The 17,271-nt window shown below is 36.5% G+C and carries 19 protein-coding genes and 1 pseudogene; 17 read left to right on the top strand and 3 right to left on the bottom strand.

Annotated elements, in window-relative coordinates:
• Positions 1-406: 406 nt before the first annotated feature.
• From ACSVDH_RS14860 to ACSVDH_RS14850, 3 genes are all read left to right on the top strand, one after another.
• The gene (locus ACSVDH_RS14860; RefSeq protein WP_439251935.1) at positions 407-1,429 is read left to right on the top strand and encodes a DUF3231 family protein; all 1,023 of its coding nucleotides are present in this window, start codon (positions 407-409) and stop codon (positions 1,427-1,429) included.
• A 163-nt stretch (positions 1,430-1,592) separates the two neighbouring features.
• Positions 1,593-2,201 carry a transglutaminase-like domain-containing protein gene (locus tag ACSVDH_RS14855; protein ID WP_439251936.1) on the top strand — a complete coding sequence of 203 codons (609 nt, stop codon included), beginning with the start codon at positions 1,593-1,595 and terminating at the stop codon, positions 2,199-2,201.
• Positions 2,202-2,398: 197 nt separating this feature from the next.
• Positions 2,399-2,929: a DinB family protein gene (locus ACSVDH_RS14850; protein ID WP_439251937.1), complete on the top strand. Its 531-nt coding sequence runs from the start codon at positions 2,399-2,401 to the stop codon at positions 2,927-2,929.
• Positions 2,930-3,078: 149 nt separating this feature from the next.
• On the opposite strand, the gene ACSVDH_RS14845 is transcribed toward ACSVDH_RS14850, so the two are convergent.
• Complete coding sequence (locus ACSVDH_RS14845; RefSeq protein WP_439251938.1) at positions 3,079-3,723, bottom strand: YczE/YyaS/YitT family protein; 645 nt, start codon at positions 3,721-3,723, stop codon at positions 3,079-3,081.
• A gap of 20 nt (positions 3,724-3,743) precedes the next feature.
• Positions 3,744-4,184: a GNAT family N-acetyltransferase gene (locus ACSVDH_RS14840; protein WP_439251939.1), complete on the bottom strand. Its 441-nt coding sequence runs from the start codon at positions 4,182-4,184 to the stop codon at positions 3,744-3,746.
• Between the two features lie 125 nt (positions 4,185-4,309).
• Here ACSVDH_RS14840 and ACSVDH_RS14835 point away from each other — a divergent pair, with 125 nt between their 5' ends.
• The 8 genes and pseudogenes from ACSVDH_RS14835 (at position 4,310) to ACSVDH_RS14800 (ending at position 9,142) form a co-directional block, all read left to right on the top strand.
• Positions 4,310-4,762, top strand: coding sequence for a MarR family winged helix-turn-helix transcriptional regulator (locus tag ACSVDH_RS14835; protein WP_439251940.1), 453 nt, complete (start codon positions 4,310-4,312; stop codon positions 4,760-4,762).
• 19 nt (positions 4,763-4,781) lie between these two features.
• The gene (gene paiA, locus ACSVDH_RS14830; RefSeq protein WP_439251941.1) at positions 4,782-5,300 is read left to right on the top strand and encodes a spermidine/spermine N(1)-acetyltransferase; all 519 of its coding nucleotides are present in this window, start codon (positions 4,782-4,784) and stop codon (positions 5,298-5,300) included.
• Positions 5,301-5,439: 139 nt separating this feature from the next.
• Positions 5,440-5,991, top strand: coding sequence for a GNAT family N-acetyltransferase (locus ACSVDH_RS14825; RefSeq protein WP_439251942.1), 552 nt, complete (start codon positions 5,440-5,442; stop codon positions 5,989-5,991).
• A 257-nt stretch (positions 5,992-6,248) separates the two neighbouring features.
• Positions 6,249-7,060 (top strand): annotated as a pseudogene (locus tag ACSVDH_RS14820) (RCC1 domain-containing protein).
• 516 nt (positions 7,061-7,576) lie between these two features.
• Positions 7,577-7,852, top strand: coding sequence for a hypothetical protein (locus tag ACSVDH_RS14815; RefSeq protein WP_439251943.1), 276 nt, complete (start codon positions 7,577-7,579; stop codon positions 7,850-7,852).
• Positions 7,853-7,862: 10 nt separating this feature from the next.
• Positions 7,863-8,075, top strand: a complete 213-nt coding sequence (locus tag ACSVDH_RS14810; RefSeq protein WP_439252155.1) for a GNAT family N-acetyltransferase — start codon at positions 7,863-7,865, stop codon at positions 8,073-8,075.
• 47 nt (positions 8,076-8,122) lie between these two features.
• Entirely contained in the window at positions 8,123-8,632 is a 510-nt protein-coding gene (locus ACSVDH_RS14805; RefSeq protein WP_439251944.1) for a tetratricopeptide repeat protein, read from the top strand.
• Between the two features lie 237 nt (positions 8,633-8,869).
• Positions 8,870-9,142 carry a hypothetical protein gene (locus tag ACSVDH_RS14800; protein WP_439251945.1) on the top strand — a complete coding sequence of 91 codons (273 nt, stop codon included), beginning with the start codon at positions 8,870-8,872 and terminating at the stop codon, positions 9,140-9,142.
• Between the two features lie 343 nt (positions 9,143-9,485).
• Here the strand turns inward: ACSVDH_RS14800 and ACSVDH_RS14795 are convergent, their stop codons facing one another.
• Complete coding sequence (locus tag ACSVDH_RS14795) at positions 9,486-9,920, bottom strand: MarR family winged helix-turn-helix transcriptional regulator (RefSeq protein ID WP_439251946.1); 435 nt, start codon at positions 9,918-9,920, stop codon at positions 9,486-9,488.
• Between the two features lie 373 nt (positions 9,921-10,293).
• Here ACSVDH_RS14795 and ACSVDH_RS14790 point away from each other — a divergent pair, with 373 nt between their 5' ends.
• The 6 genes from ACSVDH_RS14790 (at position 10,294) to ACSVDH_RS14765 (ending at position 17,195) form a co-directional block, all read left to right on the top strand.
• Positions 10,294-11,538: an MFS transporter gene (locus tag ACSVDH_RS14790; protein WP_439251947.1), complete on the top strand. Its 1,245-nt coding sequence runs from the start codon at positions 10,294-10,296 to the stop codon at positions 11,536-11,538.
• Between the two features lie 355 nt (positions 11,539-11,893).
• Positions 11,894-12,331 carry a MarR family winged helix-turn-helix transcriptional regulator gene (locus ACSVDH_RS14785; protein WP_299091573.1) on the top strand — a complete coding sequence of 146 codons (438 nt, stop codon included), beginning with the start codon at positions 11,894-11,896 and terminating at the stop codon, positions 12,329-12,331.
• A gap of 189 nt (positions 12,332-12,520) precedes the next feature.
• Positions 12,521-13,552 carry an NADH:flavin oxidoreductase/NADH oxidase gene (locus ACSVDH_RS14780; RefSeq protein ID WP_439251948.1) on the top strand — a complete coding sequence of 344 codons (1,032 nt, stop codon included), beginning with the start codon at positions 12,521-12,523 and terminating at the stop codon, positions 13,550-13,552.
• Positions 13,553-13,722: 170 nt separating this feature from the next.
• A complete protein-coding gene (locus ACSVDH_RS14775) occupies positions 13,723-14,934 on the top strand; it encodes a multidrug effflux MFS transporter (protein ID WP_439251949.1) in 1,212 nt (403 codons plus the stop codon).
• Between the two features lie 120 nt (positions 14,935-15,054).
• Positions 15,055-15,879 carry an aldo/keto reductase gene (locus tag ACSVDH_RS14770; RefSeq protein ID WP_439251950.1) on the top strand — a complete coding sequence of 275 codons (825 nt, stop codon included), beginning with the start codon at positions 15,055-15,057 and terminating at the stop codon, positions 15,877-15,879.
• Between the two features lie 281 nt (positions 15,880-16,160).
• Positions 16,161-17,195, top strand: a complete 1,035-nt coding sequence (locus tag ACSVDH_RS14765) for an ROK family transcriptional regulator (protein WP_439251951.1) — start codon at positions 16,161-16,163, stop codon at positions 17,193-17,195.
• Positions 17,196-17,271: the final 76 nt, after the last annotated feature.

The following is a 17,271-nucleotide window of genomic DNA, read 5'->3' as shown; positions in this document are numbered from 1 at the left end:
GATTTGAATTTGATATTCATTTTAGTGATGTTAAGTTAAGATCATCGAAATTCAAGGTCTTTGAAATGCAACTCCGGGGAAGTACTCATAACTTTCAAATAATACTAGAATCACGTACTCGAATAAATAGATAAGTCCCGATATGCACAAATAAAATGGAATCAGCTTTTCGCTTGCTGCTTTTCGCCACAAGAAAATGAAAATTACTATGCTAATAAGGATAAGGGTAAAGTATGGAATATAGTTCGGGATCATCTTACATCCTTTCTACCCATGCGGGCTGATTACTAATCAAAAAGGAATAATTAAGACAAGGAATATATTGTTTTCCTTGGCTTTTGTCATAAAAATACGATAATTACAAAGAATAATTTAGCATAGAATATATTCTTTGGAGGTATTAATAATGACCAAAAATCGTACAAAACTGACTTCAGCTGAAATAGGCTCATTATGGACTGCCTATTTGAATAATAGTATGGCCAAATGTATTTTAAGTTATCTTTTAAAAGATGTAGAGGATGAAGAAATCCGTTCAGTTGTACAATATGCTTATGACCTTTCAACAACTCGTATAGAGAAGCTTACTCATATTTTTCAAGAAGAACAGCTACCCTTACCAACAGGTTTTACAACCGAAGATGTGAATATGAACGCACCTCGGCTATATACTGATGTGTTTATGCTGGATTATATCAATCATATGGCAAAAGTAGGTTTGATTGCATACAGTGGTTTAATTTCCCTGAGTGCTAGAAAAGATATAAGAGCACATTTCATGGAAGGGTTTACGATGGTTTATAACTTATTTGACAAAAGTTCAGATGTTTCTCTTTCAAAAGGATTATTTGTTAAAGCTCCCACCATTCCCTATCCAACTAATACAGATTATATAGATAGCAAAAAATATTTAAGCGGTTTGTCTCTTTTCGGTAAAAAACGACCGTTAAATGCGGTTGAAATATCACAATTATATATGAATATCCAAACCAATCTTATTGGAGGTAAACTCGCCTTAAGCTTTGCTCAAGTATCACCAAGGGAAAACGTTCAAAAATGGATGTTAAGAGGAAAGGATATTACCCAAAAACATATTCATATATTTGCGGAAGCTCTTATCGATAATGATTTGCAGCCACCTCTTTCATCAGATGTTTATATAACTGATTCCACAACACCACCATTTTCAGACAAACTAGCAATGTTTCATATGGCATTATTAACTTCAGCAGGATTAGGGAACTACTCAACAGCCGCAGCATCAAGTCAAAGAAATGACCTCATGCTAAATTATGAACGTCTATCGCTTGAAATCGCTTTATATGCGAAAGATGGTGCTGATATTATGATTCAAAATGGATGGTTAGAGCAACCGCCTGGAACGTTAGATAAAGAGCAATTAACAAAAACTAAGAACCAAAATAGTTAAATTTTATTCGAAAGGAAGTGATGGGGAAGTTTAATAAATAAGGATTAAGCGACAATAAATTTTAGCATGTATTAAAGAAGGCGCGTTATATAGGAACGTGTCTTTTATTGAATAAACATCTATTTTAATGTATAATTATGCAAAAAAGAGGTGGGAAGTACATATGCAACTTATACCTGAATCTTCAGACTTGACCGATTATTTAAAGGAGTTGGATGTGGTTGACTATTCACATTCCATAATTCAAAAAAAGGTTGATGAAATCTTTGGCAACGAACTTTCAGAAATAGAAAAGGTTAAAGCAGCTTTTGAGTTTGTACGAGATAATGTATCGCACTCTTGGGATATTCAAAGCAAAAGAGTTACTTGTAAAGCATCAGAGGTCCTTAAATATCGAGAAGGTATTTGTTATGCAAAATCTAATTTGTTAGCAGCACTATTAAGATCGGTAGGAATCCCAACAGGTTTTTGTTATCAACGGCTAATGATTTTTGACACTCCAGATGAAGGTTATTCTCTACATTCATTAAACGGAGTCTTTCTAAAGTCATTAAATCGTTGGATTCGTTTAGATGCTCGTGGAAATAAACCGGGAGTACAAGCAGAATTTTCAATAAACGAAGAAATTCTTGCATTTCCAATTAGAGAAGAGGTAGATGAAAAAGATTATTCTATCATATATACAACCCCTAACCCAAAGACTATCACTGCTTTAGAAGCAAATACGGATGCAATCGAAATGTACATACACCATTTACCAGATGCTTTATAAATTATTAATTACCTATCTTAGGTCAAAGTAACTTTTCAGCAGCCCATATATCATGCTCTTTAATCAGTTATTATACAGGATAGTGTTAAATGACCTATTTAGAAATCACTAGATTGCAATTACGAGATTGGAAAGAAACAGACTGAGTGCTATTAAGTCAACTAAATGCAGATGAATAGCGAGGGAGGAAAAAATGGATGTTTTACGATTTACAAGGTGAAGCAAATATGTCACCAATTGTGGGAATATTATATTCCGCTGTGAAGGAAAATAGCCAACGACTACAATTAATCACTGATGGCATGTCTCAAGAAGAACTAGATTACAAGGGTCCAAATAACAAGTTTAATAGTACAGCTCAGTTAATACAACATATCATGTACGTAGACCTTAATTGGATTTATCGGATCAAAGGACAGCCACTTCCTGATTCTCTAAAAGAGCAATATGGCCCCATGATAGATGCAAACAATAGGCTTCCGATGGTCAAAGGGAAGTCTTTGCACACACTTATAATTGACTATGAAGGTGTAATAAAATTGTTGGAAGATACATGTACACAATTAACAGATGCTGATCTAGACAAAGTTGTCACTTTTGGACATGAAAACGAAAAGCAAGCAACCATTCGATGGGGCATATGGCATATGGCTGACCATAATCGCTATCATCAGGCTCATATCAATCAGCTTAGAAAGTGGTATAAGGAAAATTCTCTTTCAAATTAAATGTAGAAAATACGTAAATGAATGCTGACGATACCCCTAAACATAACTGGTGCTTACCTAACAGAGTTTGGTTGCTACAATGAAGCCCCTTGTACATCACAAAAGTAAATTTGGGGCTGGTTCGTTAAACAAGAAAAATAAAAAGCATTCTATATTGATTGCTTTTTATTTTTATCATAATTTACTAATGTACTAGAGTTTGTTAAAAAGCGGTCCAATACTTTTTCAGTAATTGGCATAAAGTAATTAAGGATTAGCCCACCTAAACAAACGGTTAATAACGTTCCAACGCCAATTGGTCCATTTAAAATCAAGGCCATGATCAGAAATATGAGGTAAATGAATGTTCTCGAAAAAAATATATTCGTTCTCGTTAATTCCTTTATGATTAATGTTAATCGGTCAACTGGAATCGGTGCAAAGTTTGTTTGTAAATATGTTGCAGTTCCTACTCCTATAAAAACTAAGCCGATTCCAAAACAAACAACTTTGCTGTACCATAGTTCAGGTGTTATAAAAAAGGGCAATAAAAAAAGCCACATATCAATACCAATACCCGTTATAAATGCTGTTAATAACCCCAAAACTTCTGGTTTTTGTCTTATTAATAACGAATTACAACAAATCAATAGTAAAGCTATTATGATTTCCCAGCTTCCTACAGTAAGCCCTACATTTAAGGACAGTCCTACCAAAAGTGCATCAAAAGGTGAAGTTCCAAGGTCAGATTGTATCGTAAAAGAAATACCAAGGGTTAAAATTAAAATTCCTAATACATAAAAAACATATTTCACTTCACTCGACCTCTTTATTATTATTTTCTAGACAATTCTTTGAGCATTAAAATGTGTGGGATACCATCCTCCATAAAGATATTAGATGCAATACGATAACCAAGTTTTTTATAAAAACCTTTTGCCTGTGTTTGTCCATGTAATTTAACCTGTGAGGCTCCCCGTTCTTCCGCAATTTCTTCCAAGGCTTTTATAATAATTTTTCCAAGACCAAATTTTCGGTAAGATTCGAGAATGCAGATTCTTTCCAATTTACCTACTCCATCAATAAACCTTATTCTTCCCGTTCCGACTGGTTGTTCATTGTAATGGACTAATATATGTTCGCAAAGTCCATTCAGTGTATCAAATTGATCAAATTCATCTTCTAGTGGTACACCTTGTTCTTTTACAAATACTTCTTTTCTTATAGCAAATGCTACCCTTAAATCTTCATCGATCGTTACTCTTTTTACTTTCATTTTTATCAGTCCTTTTAAATAAAATTGCTTATCATTTTTGTTGCAAATACAACAAAAATACAATATATTAAATTTAACCTAACTTTATTGCATTTACAACAAAAATATGTAAAAAGGAGTTAAATATGAAGGAAATTCTTCGTGAAATTGGAATGATCGCAAGGGCATTAGATTCTATAAGTAATATCGAATTTAAAGAATATGACCTTACAAAAGGGCAGTATTTGTACCTTGTGCGAGTATGTGAAAACCCGGGAATCATTCAAGAAAAGTTGGCTGAGATGATAAAAGTAGATCGGACAACAGCAGCTCGTGCTATAAAAAAACTTGAAATGAATGGCTTTATCGAAAAGAAAGAAGATCAACATAACAAAAAAATTAAAAAACTCTTTCCAACAGAGAAAGGGAAAAATGTTTATCCTTTTATAAAAAGAGAAAATGATTATTCCAATACCGTTGCATTAGAGGGATTTTCCGAAAGTGAAGTAGAAACCATTTTCCATCTTCTCCAAAGAGTAAGAAAAAATATAGAAAAAGACTGGGAATTTGTAAAAAAGGGAAATAAGAGAAATTATTGATTATATAAAGGAGCGACATATGAACATAAATATAAAAAAATGTACCCTTGAAGATTTACACAAACTTCAAGAAATTAGCTATGAAACATTTTATGAGACATTCAAGCATCAGAATTCACCCGAAAATATGAATGCTTATTTGGAAAGGGCATTTAACATAAAACAATTAGAAAAAGAATTATCCAATATTTCTTCGCAATTCTTTTTTGTTTATTTTAATAAAGAGGTCGCTGGGTATTTAAAGGTCAATACAAATGATGCTCAGTCTGAAGAAATGGGTGATGAATCACTTGAAATCGAGAGGATTTATATTAAGAACAAATTTCAAAAACATGGACTTGGTAAATATCTGCTAAATAAAGCAATGGAAATTGCGATGGAAAGAAATAAAAAGAAAATCTGGTTAGGCGTATGGGAGAAAAATGAAAATGCCCTTGCTTTTTATAAGAAAATGGGGTTTGTTCAATCTGGAGCCCACTCCTTTTATATGGGTGATGAAGAACAAATGGATTATATTATGACCAAAACACTTATATAACTTTTTTGAAAGCACAGCGGTAACATGTCAATCCCCTAAAATTAGAAATACTTTATTGCACCTGAAATTATAGCGTTTGTAACCATAACGTTTTAAATTGTCAAAATCCTGACACTATCAGTATTAGGAGATGATTTTAATGAAAAGAATTCCAGTTAAAATGGTGAGAAAAGATTTGTTGGATATTCCTGAATATTCGCTTCCAACTGGATTTCGAATAAGGTTATTTGAAAAAGGCGACGAACAAAATTGGGCTAAGGTTGAAGCTAGTGTAAATGAATTTAAAAACGAGAAAGATGCATTAGATCACTTCCTTAAAGAATTTGGACCATATATTAATGAGATGTCCATGCGGTGTGTTTTCATTGAGAATAAAAATGGCGAAGTGATTGGAACAACAACAGCATGGTATGGCGACTTAAATAACGATGGAGAAATATGGGGAAGAATCCACTGGGTAGGTGTTGCTCCAGCATATCAAGGGTCAAAACTTTCAAAACCTTTACTTAGTGCTGCTATGAATATTTTGACCAATTACCATTCAAAAGCCTATCTTACGTCTCAAACTACAAGCTATAAAGCGATCAATATGTACTTAAACTATGGATTTGAACCTTTAATTACAGGTCCTAGCTGTTATGAAGCTTGGACCTTATTAGAAAATAGTTTAAACCGAAAAATATTAAAGTAGCTTTAAATGAAAGTTTGTCCGATTAAACAAAGTTATCATTCGGCTAAAGGGTGGTCAGTTTTTAGGGAGACCTTTAAGGAAATAGATTCATATATTTAGCAATAAAAATAAAAACCCATCGTCTATTAAGTAAAAGGGAGAATGTGATGGATTACATTAAATAACACGCAGCGCCACCTGGTACGATACATGTATCAAATTTGGAAAGCAAAAGTGATACAATAATAAAATAGGTCTTGTTTTCAAGGAGGTAAAACATGGATTACATTTCACCGAAAGAAGTGATGTTAAAGGTGAAACGATGGCCTAAAGATACCATAGCAGCGGGTCGTCGTCATACCGTTGGGCTTAAATCGGACGGAACGGTGATGGCTGTGGGTGATAATAAATTTGGCCAATGTGATGTAAGCGGCTGGCGCGATATTGTGGCGGTAGCGGCTGGTAATGTTCATATGGCAACGAACACGGGTAATGCCCATACAATCGGGCTTAAATCGGACAGTACTGCCGCGGCTGTGGGTTGGAATAAGCATGACCAATGTGATGTAAACGACTGGCGCGATATTGTGGCGGTAGCGGCTGGCATGATATTGTGGCGGTAGCGGCTGGTGACTGGCATACCATCGGGCTTAAATTAGACGGAACGGTTACGGCTGTGGGGAATAATCGGTATCGCCAATGCAATGTAAGCGGCTGGTGCGATATTGTGGCGGTCGCGGCGGGTTATCTTCATACCATCGGGCTTAAATCGGACGGAACGGTGACGGCTGTGGGTTGGAATAAACATGACCAATGTGATGTAAGCGGCTGGCACGGCATTGTGGCGATAGCGGTGGGTAGTAATCATACCATCGGGCTTAAATCGGACGGTACTGTGGTTGCTGTGGGTTGGAATGAGTATGGCCAATGTAATGTAAGTGATTGGCGCGATATTGTGGCGATAGCGGCGGGTTGTGCCCATACCGTCGGGCTTAAATCGGACGGTACTGTGGTTGCTGTAGGTGATAATGAATATGGCCAATGCGATGTTAGCGGCTGGCGCGACATCCAACTGCCCACTAACAATTAGTTTTCGGGTAAATACAGTTCCTGCAACAAAAAGGAGCAAGGCATTTTTCTTTTTGAACTGATGGAACAGGTTAAAATAAAGCAGGCGGTGTTTAATGTGAAACGGAGCATAAGGGGAAAATAAATGTTATTTTTGTCTTTATCGGGTTATGCAACATTATATATATGCTATGTTTTAGTTGGACAGAAATACGTTTACTTAAAAACGTCTTGCCTAAGAGAAGTTTAATGAAAATATAAAGATCTATGGAACTAATTGAATACTAAAACGTAATGATAAACAGGATAAACAAAGTGATTAATTTGTCAATTTAAGGAGCGTTTATATTGGGTTTAGTGTTGACGATATTAGGCATTATATTTTCAGCTTTGTTTTTGTATTATTGGGGTAAATCTGGTTACGATTGGGGTACAACAGATAAAAAATCGTAATAAAGAGTAGTATATACGATTTAAATGTTAATACAGTATCAGAAATTCTTTTCTAAAGTTATTTATCTATTAAAGGGAGAGAACGATGGAGATAAGACTTTTAAATCCACTTGATGCGAAGAACTATCTTAATCTACGGTTAGAAGCTTTACAAAGCAGCCCTGAAGCATTTTCTTCTAGCTATGAAGAGGAGAAAGATCATCCTGTAGAAAAATACGAAATCAGGTTTCGAGCTCAAGACTCGTTTACCTTCGGTGCGTTTGAGAATGAAAAACTTTTTGGTGCAGTTACGTTGGTAAAAGAAAAGAAGCTTAAGCTGAAACATAGAGCGAATATCTTTGCTATGTACGTTTCTCCCTGATAAACGCGGCATGGGTGCTGGAAAGTGTTTAATGCAGGAGGCAATTAAAAAGGCAAAAGAAATGGTAGAAATTGAGCAAATTTATTTAACTGTGATGTCCACTAATCATTCAGCAAAAAGACTTTATTCTTCTTTAGGGTTTGAAATTTTTGGAACAGATAAAAGAGCAATAAAATTAAATGATACATATTTTAATGAAGATTTAATGGTTTTATTTCTTTAGAAGATGCCTAAAAAATTGTATAAACAACAACGTTAGGAGGAGAGCATATGAGTCAAAATGAAAAGGATTGTAGTTTTACAGAACAAAATACCCAAATAATCGATTTTAATGAAAAAAAATCAAAGATTAATGTTGATGAAGGAATTAAATGGTTACGCGCAGCCATTCAATCAGGGGACATAGGTGCTATGAATGAGATGGCATATCTGTTGTTAACAGGAAAAGTAGTCAAGCAAGATGTTGAAGAAGGAGAAAAATGGCTTAGAAGGTCTGCTGAAATGGGTGATCGATGGGCTATGATGGAATTAGGCTACCGGCTGCTTGTTGGAGAAGATCTCAAGAAAGATGCTGCAGAAGGAGAAAAATGGCTTAGAAAGTCAGCTGAATTAGAATATCCAACGGCAATGAGAATACTAGGTTATCGATTATTAGCAGGACGTGAATTAGGGCAAAATATAGAAGAAGGGGAAAAGTGGTTACGAAAAGCTGCTGAAGCAGGGGAAGCTATTGCGATGAGAGAATGGGGAAAATACTTAATAAATGGGTTTATTAAGTAACTTAATGAACAATCATTTAAAATAAAAAAGCCATTATAAACTATCTAATTGTTCCGAAAAGGCACTTTCCAGGATCAGGATAGACGCTCACTTTTCATTTCGAACTCAGCAGATTAATAGAAAAAGGGTGTATAAAATAGCAAGTACCTATTTAATTAATAAAAGGCATTTTACTCTTTCATATAAGTAATTTCTTACATATTTTATTGTATCTTTCATGAAAGGAGATTCAATACTATGTGTAAAAAACATGAAGTAGAGAAGAAACAAACAGAATGCCCCACTTGTCCAGAAGGCACTGTTTGTGAAAATAGTGACCTCCTATGCGTAAACATTCCTTGTACGACAACGGTAGTATTATTAGGTTTGATCCAGGTAAACCTTGGTCCTGTATGTCTTCGAGTTGGGTCCGTAGGTGATTCGGAGAATTTATCAAACGAAGAAAAATTAGCACAAGTGCAGCAAGTTGTAGGTGCATTACGTAATACTCTTCCAAAATTCACTTCATAAAGAAAAAGATTTAGCAGGTTCCCAATTGACTTCTGTTATAGAAACAACCTTAGTTTTAACTAAGGTTGTTCTGCGTATATTCTTTAGTTTCAAATGGAAAAATCTAGAAAATGATCACTTAATAGCATACCAAATGAAAGTGATCACAATTTACTAAGTTTACCATTATGACAGCTATCATATTTTCGTTAGTAATTCTGATGAATAATAACATGAAATAGAGGCTGCGCCAAAAAGATAAAATTTTCTAATGCTTGTCTCTATGATCTTATATTAACTACATATGAAACAATTTATGAAGAGAATACCAAAAACAAATTAATAACAGTGATAAAAGCTAATTTCATTTTTTTCTCATAGACGATTCGTTAAATTTTTTTAACAGCTCTCCGAAACTTTCACATTCCTCATCAGACCATTCGTTTAGAACTTCTGTTAATCGATCCAATCGAGCTTGCTTATTTTCCAATAATACCTTTGTTCCCGAATCTGTAATCTGGTAAAAATAAGCTCTTCCATCTGTTGGGTCTGGAACTTTGATCACATATCCTTTTTGCTCAAGGGCTGCAGCTTGTCTGCTTACAGTAGATATATCCAATTGAAATTCATCGGCCAAAACTTTAACTCCTGAAGAACCATCAATGTAAAGTTGATGTAATAAAAGATAGGCAGATCGGTCCAATGGCCAATTTTTTTTATCCGAGGTAATCGTTGTGAGACGGCGAACCAAGACAGCCATTTCCAGCTCTATTGTTTCCAGAGAATGTTGATTATTCATTTCTTTACCACCTTAAAATTGCTCTCTATATTCATGATAACCTACTATATGCGATTGTCAATTTAGTTACGTTTCACATTGAATTTTACAACCATATAGTTGTATGATACAATTAAATGGTTGTATCATACAATTACTTTTACTTTGTTTTTTACAGAAATAATCGTCATCTAACTAAAAAATAGTTTATACCGTAACCACTATTCTGAGTAGCCAAGGTTATAAAGAGGTCCTGTACACTCTGGCATTGAAAATTTTGGGCAACCATTTCATTGCGTAATGACAGAAATGGAATTATTTATGAATTAAGTGATTGTAATCATTGGAATCGAATCGATTCTCAGAAAAATAGATTTATAAAGGAGAGAAATAAATGTCATCAACTACTCAAAACGCTTCAACTTTTATAAGCAAGACAAAACCATCGATTCCTGAAGAAGGAGGTCTTCTTCAGCAGCCAAAGGCAGTATGGGCAGTCTTTTTCGCTTGCATTATTGCTTTTATGGGGCTAGGCCTCGTGGATCCGATTTTGCCTGCCATTGCTGAGCAATTAAATGCAACACATACACAAGTAACCCTGCTTTTTACCAGCTATAATGCTGTCATGGCGGTTGCGATGTTAATAACCGGCATGATTTCTTCCAGAATTGGAATTAAATGGACTTTGCTCGCTGGTATTGTCATTATTGCGATATTTTCAGCACTTGGGGGATTTTCAAGCGACATCTGGTCACTTGTTGGGCTTCGTGGTGGATGGGGTCTTGGAAACGCACTGTTCGTTGCTACGGCTTTGGCAGCTATCGTATCTCTTTCAACTAGTGGAACCGCTCAAGCGATTATTTTGTATGAGGCAGCAATAGGACTAGGAATTTCCGTTGGACCATTGCTTGGCGGCTGGTTGGGAGCCATGTCATGGAGAGGTCCGTTTCTAGGTGTTGCGACATTAATGGTTATTGCCTTTATTGGACTTTACATTCTTATGCCTAAATCTTCCGCTGGAAAATCGGTAAAATCGAAAACATCTCTAATGGATCCGTTCAGGGCATTAAAACACCGTTCTCTTTTGGTTTTTGGAATTGCAGCTGCTTTATATAACTTTGGATTTTTTACTTTATTGGCTTACGCACCCTTCGTGATGGGATTAGATGAGCATGGTTTAGGATTTGTGTTCCTTGGTTGGGGGATTTTACTAGCCGTGACCTCTGTTTTCATGGCACCAAAGATCGGGGAATGGTTTGGAACAATAAAATCGATGAGTCTTATGTTGATCTTATTTGCTGTACTCTTAGGCGCAATGGGGATTTGGACCTCGACACAATGGGTGGTTATTGATTCGGTCATTCTCGCTGGTGCATTATTGGGAAATAACAATACGTTAATTACGACTGCCGTTATGAAAGCTGCACCTGTCGAACGATCTACAGCATCTGCTGCTTACAGTTTCCTTCGTTTCATTGGTGGAGCAATTGCCCCATTTACGGCAGGTAAACTTGCTGAAATATACAACCCAAGTGTACCTTTCATTGTTGGTGCAGTGTTCGTACTTATTTCAGTAGTCTTTATTTGGGTCAATTATAAGCATGTTCAACATGTTGATCATATAGAATCCGCTCATTAATAGAAGGGGGGATCTGGCGAATGGCAGATCCTCTTGTATCATATATGAACCACTTAAGAGTTAAAACGTGACACCTTAGCTGATTGGTATTTAAGATTAGAATACCTGTTCCACCTCGTGCTAAATTGAGAGGAATACCTGCCTTAACTAAAACATGGAAGAACAGATAGGATGGTAACATCTAAGCACTTTTCAAAAATAGTAACGAATTGCTTAACACCGAAAATTGAATGATTTGACGATCCCTAAAACGACTTGATAATATAAAAGAACAACATCAGGTTTTAGTGACAGTTTAATTAGCAAATCGCTATGATTCATGAAAATTAGAAAGACCTAGAATAGGTGGCTATAAATGGAAGCAAATCAATCAAATCAACTGATCTCAAGCTGGTTATCATTTACACACATCCAAGCAAAAATTACGGATCAATTAGAAACGATCCTTCAAGAAAAGCATCAATTATCGGTAAAGGAATTTTATGTGCTGTTATTTTTATCAGAGGTTCCTGAGAAAAAATTAAAGCTGCAGCAGCTGCAAACAATGGTTGGCTTAAGTCAAAGTGCCATGTCGCGCCTTGTCAGCAGATTTGAAGCAAAGGGCTGTGGAGCCTTAAAACGCCATCATTGTGTAGACGACCGCAGAGCAATTTATACCTCCTTGACAAAAGAAGGGGAGGAAAAGCTAAAAAAAGCGCTCGTTACATTTCAAGAAACACTTGAACAGGCGTTTGCTGATGAAGACATTCAGGCAGAGCTAAAGGGCATTATTATGCGTCATATTCAACAATAAGGGATATCTTTATATCCCATTTTTGTTAAGTAATGCATTTCATTTGACGATGTGATTTGCCATATGCTAATTTGTATGCATGCACATACATTTACAACCTGAAGTTTCCTTTTCCCAGGCTGATAGAATTGTGAATGAAAACCCTCAAAATGTGCTCATTACAATGCAATGAAAAAAGGAGTCTTATTCATGGAACATTTATTTAGCCCTTATACGCTAAAAGGTTTAGAATTAAAAAATCGCGTCGTGATGCCGCCAATGTGTCAGTACTCTGTCACCAATAAAGATGGGATTGCCACAGATTGGCATTACGTCCATTATGTAAGTCGCGCTATTGGAGGTGCAGGTTTAATAATTATCGAAATGACGGATGTTGAGCCTGATGGCCGTATTTCCGATTATGATTTAGGCTTATGGTCAGATGAGCAAATCCCGGCTTTAAAACGAATTGTCGATGCTTGTCATGAGCATGGAGCGAAAGTGGGGATCCAAATTGCGCACGCCGGCCGCAAAGCAGAAGATGCTGAAGTCCCAGTGGCACCATCGGCAATTCCTTTTGATGAAAACTCAAAAACACCTAGAGAGCTTTCCACAGATGAAGTAAAAGAAATGGTCGAAAAATTCCGTTTATCTATCCGTCGCGCCGTAAAAGCAGGGGTGGATGTGATCGAGCTCCATGGTGCACATGGCTACTTGATTCACCAATTCCATTCAGCTTTTACAAATAAACGAACAGATGAGTACGGAAAAGAGCGAACAAAATTTGGCGTGGAAATCATCGAAGCAGCAAAAAGTGAAATGCCTGCTGACATGCCGTTAATTATGCGTATTTCTGCAAGAGAATATGTAGAAGGCGGATATGGCATTGAAGAAAGCATTGAGTTTTCTAAAGTGTATCAAAAAGCAGGCGTCGATATGTTTCATGTCAGTGCTGGCGGAGAAGGACAGATTGCGGCTGCCGGTAAACCAGGTACACATGTTGCCTACCAAGTGCCACTAGCAAGAGCCATCAAGCAAGAACTAAACATCCCAGTCATTGCTGTTGGACGACTTGATGAACCAGCGCTCGCGAACTCAGTCATTGGAAATGAAGAGGCTGATTTAGTTGCAGTCGGAAGAGGGATGTTACGAAATCCGTACTGGACATTGGAAGCTGCAACCGTCCTGCGTAAAGAAACAGAATTGCCAAAGCAATATCTTCCAGGATTCCCAAGAAGATAATTTCGACTAAACAATAAGAACGAGTGTCTTTTTTGACACTGGTTCTTGATCAAAAAGATAAACCATACATTAGTTATGGTTTATCTTTTAACCGGTTAAACTTATAATAGATGAAGAGTTATGTAGTTTACTAGAAAATGTCTGTATGGACAGAAAGGCGAGAAAAAACGGTGACAAATTTAACAGGAGCGAAACGAATACAACTTGCGTTACTTTTAGGATCACTTGGACTTTTAGGTCCATTTACGATCGACACGTATTTGCCATCATTTCCTACCATTGTAGAAGATTATCATACGAATGCTTCACTGGTTCAAATTAGTTTAACGTCATGTCTTTTAGGACTTGGGTTAGGACAATTATTTATTGGACCAATGAGTGATGTTCAAGGGCGGCGTAAGCCATTGCTCATTTTCCTTACCTTATATTTATTAGCATCATTAACATGTGCCATTGCACCTAATATTTATTTCTTTATCGCTTCTCGTTTTGTGCAAGGGTTTGCGGCAGCCGGAGGACTTGTCATTTCTCGAGCGATTGTTCGAGATGTTTATAGCGGCAGGGAGCTTACAAAGTTTTTTTCTTTATTAATGTTAGTCGGAAATCTAGGGCCGATTGTGGCACCAATCGCTGGAGCTGGAATCCTTGCTTTTGGAGATTGGACCTGGGTGTTTATCGTTTTAAGCTGCATTGGTCTTGTACTATTATTGACCGTTGTATGGAAGCTTGAAGAAACATTGCCACAGGAGAACCGGATACCAAGCAACCTTCCACAGGTTGTCAAGAATTTTGGAACCCTGTTAAAGGATCGTCAATTTGCAGGCTACACACTGACACAAGCGTTTATTGTAGCGGGTATTTTTGCTTACGTTTCAGGTATTTCGTTTGTGTATCAAAATATTTACGGTGTTTCGCCACAAGGATTTAGTTTATTATTTGGCGTAAATGGGATTGCGTTAATTATCGGCAGCCAAGCAGTTGGCCGTCTTGCTGATGTTATCTCCGAAAAAAACTTTTTAAAAATTGGTTTGATAATGGCTAATACATCTGCAGCCTTATTGCTTGTTGCCATTTTTCTAAAAGCACCACTGTTCTTGTTTGCGATTCCGGTCTTCTTTTTCGTAGGTTCGATTTCGATAATATCGACAACATCGTTTTCATTAGCAATGGAAACACAAGGGCATATTGCCGGAAGCGCCTCTGCACTTCTTGGGGTATTGCCATTTTTCTTTGGCTCCTTAACCGCTCCACTTGTCGGCTTAGCAGGAGAATATTCAGCAGTGCCAATGGGCATTATTATCTTTTTATCAAGCCTATTTGCTTTCTTATCTTATTACGGATTAGTCCGCAAACCTTCTATAAGAGTACATGCGACAAGATAATAAAAGTAATCTAGTAACCATATTAATAACAATTTAACCTTACTAGTATGAAACCAACTAATAAAATATATATTAGTATGGTTAGATTGTTTATCATATTAATAAAAGGAGACATGCAAAATGAATTATGTAACCTTGAACAATGGATTAAAAATGCCGCAGCTTGGATTTGGAGTATGGCAGGTTCCTGATGAAGGGGCTACCGCTGCAGTTAAAAAGGCAATTGAAGTTGGCTACACATCAATCGACACAGCGATGATTTATCAAAACGAAGTTGGTGTAGGAAAAGCAATTAAAGAATCCTCTGTTCCACGCGAGCAATTATTCATTACAACAAAGGTGTGGAATAGTGACCAAGGCTATGACAATACATTGCGTGCTTTCGATGAAAGCTTGGAGAGATTAGGTCTGGATTATGTGGATCTTTATTTAATTCACTGGCCAACACCACAATTTGATGAGTATGTTGATACATATAAAGCATTAGAAAAGCTTTACCATGATGGCCGTGTGAAAGCAATCGGCGTTTGCAACTTTGAAATTGAGCATTTAGAGCGTCTCTTAAAGGAATGTGACGTCGTTCCTGTCTTAAACCAAGTTGAGTGCCATCCATACCTTGCACAATCGGAATTAAAAGAATTCTGCGCAAAACATAATATCTTTGTTGAAGCGTGGAGTCCTCTTGATCAAGGCGGAGAAGTGCTGCAGGACGAAGTGATTAAAAAGATTGCTGCATCACACAGCAAAACACCGGCACAGGTTGTATTACGCTGGCATTTACAAAACAATACAATTGTTATTCCGAAATCTGTCACACCATCAAGAATTGAAGAAAACTTCAATGTTTTTGATTTCGAATTAACGGCAGATGAAATGGCGGAAATTAACCAAATCAACCGCGACCGCCGTAAAGGTCCGCATCCAAATGATATGAATGTTCGATAAAACCTCGCCCAGCCTCGCTGTCACAGCAGGCTGGTTTTTTTATACGTTAAGAAAAGAAATTTGCAGCGCAGGAGAAAATTCGACGTAGTGGCAAATTTTAAGAATTAAGTATAAGTGCAACTAGGCAGTCGCACTGCGCCTAAAGGCTTGGCGCCAGTCAAGTTTTCTTTAACGTATTAAGGACATTAAAAGGCAATTGTTTTCAAAAATTGGATATGGTATAGTAACACCATAACTTATTAAACTCCTTTAAAAAGTTTATTTTTTAGGTGGTGAAGCTAGTGAATAAGCTATTGGCTACTCCAAAATCCATGAAGAAGGTGATCCTTCGTGGTATTCGTACAACTCTTCTAAAAGTTGGGAGTGCAACAAAAGTTGAACTCAGCGATACATTAGGAATTAGTTTCCCGACGATAAGTAAGTTCCTGGCACAGATGGAGAAGGACGGGGAAATTATGTTAATCGGTTTAGATGATTCAAGTGGTGGAAGAAGAGCAAAAAGATATACATATAATCCTGAGCATATGTTAGGTCTGGCAATCTTTTTAGAAAGAACAGAGACGAATTATACCATTTTTAATTGTGCGGGAGAAGTAAAAGAACATGGAAAAGCGCCAAGTGTATTAATAGATGATGGTTTACATTTATTAACTGCGTGTATAGAAAACATAATATCCAGCAACCCAAAAATCAGTTCGATCGCAATTGGGGTCCCTGGTTCGGTTGAAAATGGCAGGATATTTTATATACCAGGATACGAGCAATTTCAAAATTTTGATGTAAAAGGATACTATGAGGACCATTTTTCTATACCTGTCGTTGTGGAAAATGATATGAATGCTGCTGTTCTCGGATATCACAATAATATAGGAATAAAAGACAAACAATCCCTTGTCTATTTGTATTCAGGTCAAAATGGTCCAGGTGCAGGAATCATGATAAATGGAGATGTTGTACGAGGAAGTACTTTTTTCTCAGGAGAGGTTTCATTCGTCCCGCAGTATAATGACCAAAATTTTCGGCAAGCTTTAGAAAACGGAAGTGGTTCAAGAAAAGGAACGCTCCGTGAGGATAATGAGATTGATGCAATTAGCAGGTTAGTTGCCGCGTTTACAGCTATCATTAACCCTCATACCATTATTTTTTGTCATGATGAAGTAGAAAAAGCAATATTAGACAAAATTAAGATATGCAGTTCAAAATATATTCCTTCAGAACATCTCCCATCGCTTGCAATGAGTGACTGGAAACAAGACTATTTAATTGGACTGCAAAGTCTGTGCCTTGACCTCATGCTCGATGGAATAAACAATTAATCTGTTTGAAATACTAGTAACTTATTAAATAAAAAATTTAATAAGTTTTTATTTCTATACTTTTTAAACAACTTTA

The organism is Metabacillus sp. Hm71 (assembly GCF_051842955.2).
Classification (GTDB): Bacteria; Bacillota; Bacilli; order Bacillales; family Bacillaceae; genus Metabacillus.
Note: the sequence above shows the minus strand (reverse complement) of the source record. Positions and strands in the feature narration are given on the sequence as shown.

Excerpts from the sequence above, each read along its gene's own strand:
- ACSVDH_RS14790 (WP_439251947.1), top strand. The coding sequence starts at position 10,294 with ATGTCATCAACTACTCAAAACGCTTCAACTTTTATAAGCAAGACAAAA.
- ACSVDH_RS14860 (WP_439251935.1), top strand. The coding sequence starts at position 407 with ATGACCAAAAATCGTACAAAACTGACTTCAGCTGAAATAGGCTCATTA.
- ACSVDH_RS14770 (WP_439251950.1), top strand. The coding sequence starts at position 15,055 with ATGAATTATGTAACCTTGAACAATGGATTAAAAATGCCGCAGCTTGGA.
- ACSVDH_RS14805 (WP_439251944.1), top strand. The coding sequence starts at position 8,123 with ATGAGTCAAAATGAAAAGGATTGTAGTTTTACAGAACAAAATACCCAA.
- ACSVDH_RS14780 (WP_439251948.1), top strand. The coding sequence starts at position 12,521 with ATGGAACATTTATTTAGCCCTTATACGCTAAAAGGTTTAGAATTAAAA.
- ACSVDH_RS14810 (WP_439252155.1), top strand. The coding sequence starts at position 7,863 with ATGGGTGCTGGAAAGTGTTTAATGCAGGAGGCAATTAAAAAGGCAAAA.
- ACSVDH_RS14785 (WP_299091573.1), top strand. The coding sequence starts at position 11,894 with ATGGAAGCAAATCAATCAAATCAACTGATCTCAAGCTGGTTATCATTT.
- ACSVDH_RS14800 (WP_439251945.1), top strand. The coding sequence starts at position 8,870 with ATGTGTAAAAAACATGAAGTAGAGAAGAAACAAACAGAATGCCCCACT.
- ACSVDH_RS14835 (WP_439251940.1), top strand. The coding sequence starts at position 4,310 with ATGAAGGAAATTCTTCGTGAAATTGGAATGATCGCAAGGGCATTAGAT.
- paiA (WP_439251941.1), top strand. The coding sequence starts at position 4,782 with ATGAACATAAATATAAAAAAATGTACCCTTGAAGATTTACACAAACTT.
- ACSVDH_RS14855 (WP_439251936.1), top strand. The coding sequence starts at position 1,593 with ATGCAACTTATACCTGAATCTTCAGACTTGACCGATTATTTAAAGGAG.
- ACSVDH_RS14795 (WP_439251946.1), bottom strand. The coding sequence starts at position 9,920 with ATGAATAATCAACATTCTCTGGAAACAATAGAGCTGGAAATGGCTGTC.
- ACSVDH_RS14825 (WP_439251942.1), top strand. The coding sequence starts at position 5,440 with ATGAAAAGAATTCCAGTTAAAATGGTGAGAAAAGATTTGTTGGATATT.
- ACSVDH_RS14815 (WP_439251943.1), top strand. The coding sequence starts at position 7,577 with ATGGAGATAAGACTTTTAAATCCACTTGATGCGAAGAACTATCTTAAT.
- ACSVDH_RS14850 (WP_439251937.1), top strand. The coding sequence starts at position 2,399 with ATGTTTTACGATTTACAAGGTGAAGCAAATATGTCACCAATTGTGGGA.
- ACSVDH_RS14840 (WP_439251939.1), bottom strand. The coding sequence starts at position 4,184 with ATGAAAGTAAAAAGAGTAACGATCGATGAAGATTTAAGGGTAGCATTT.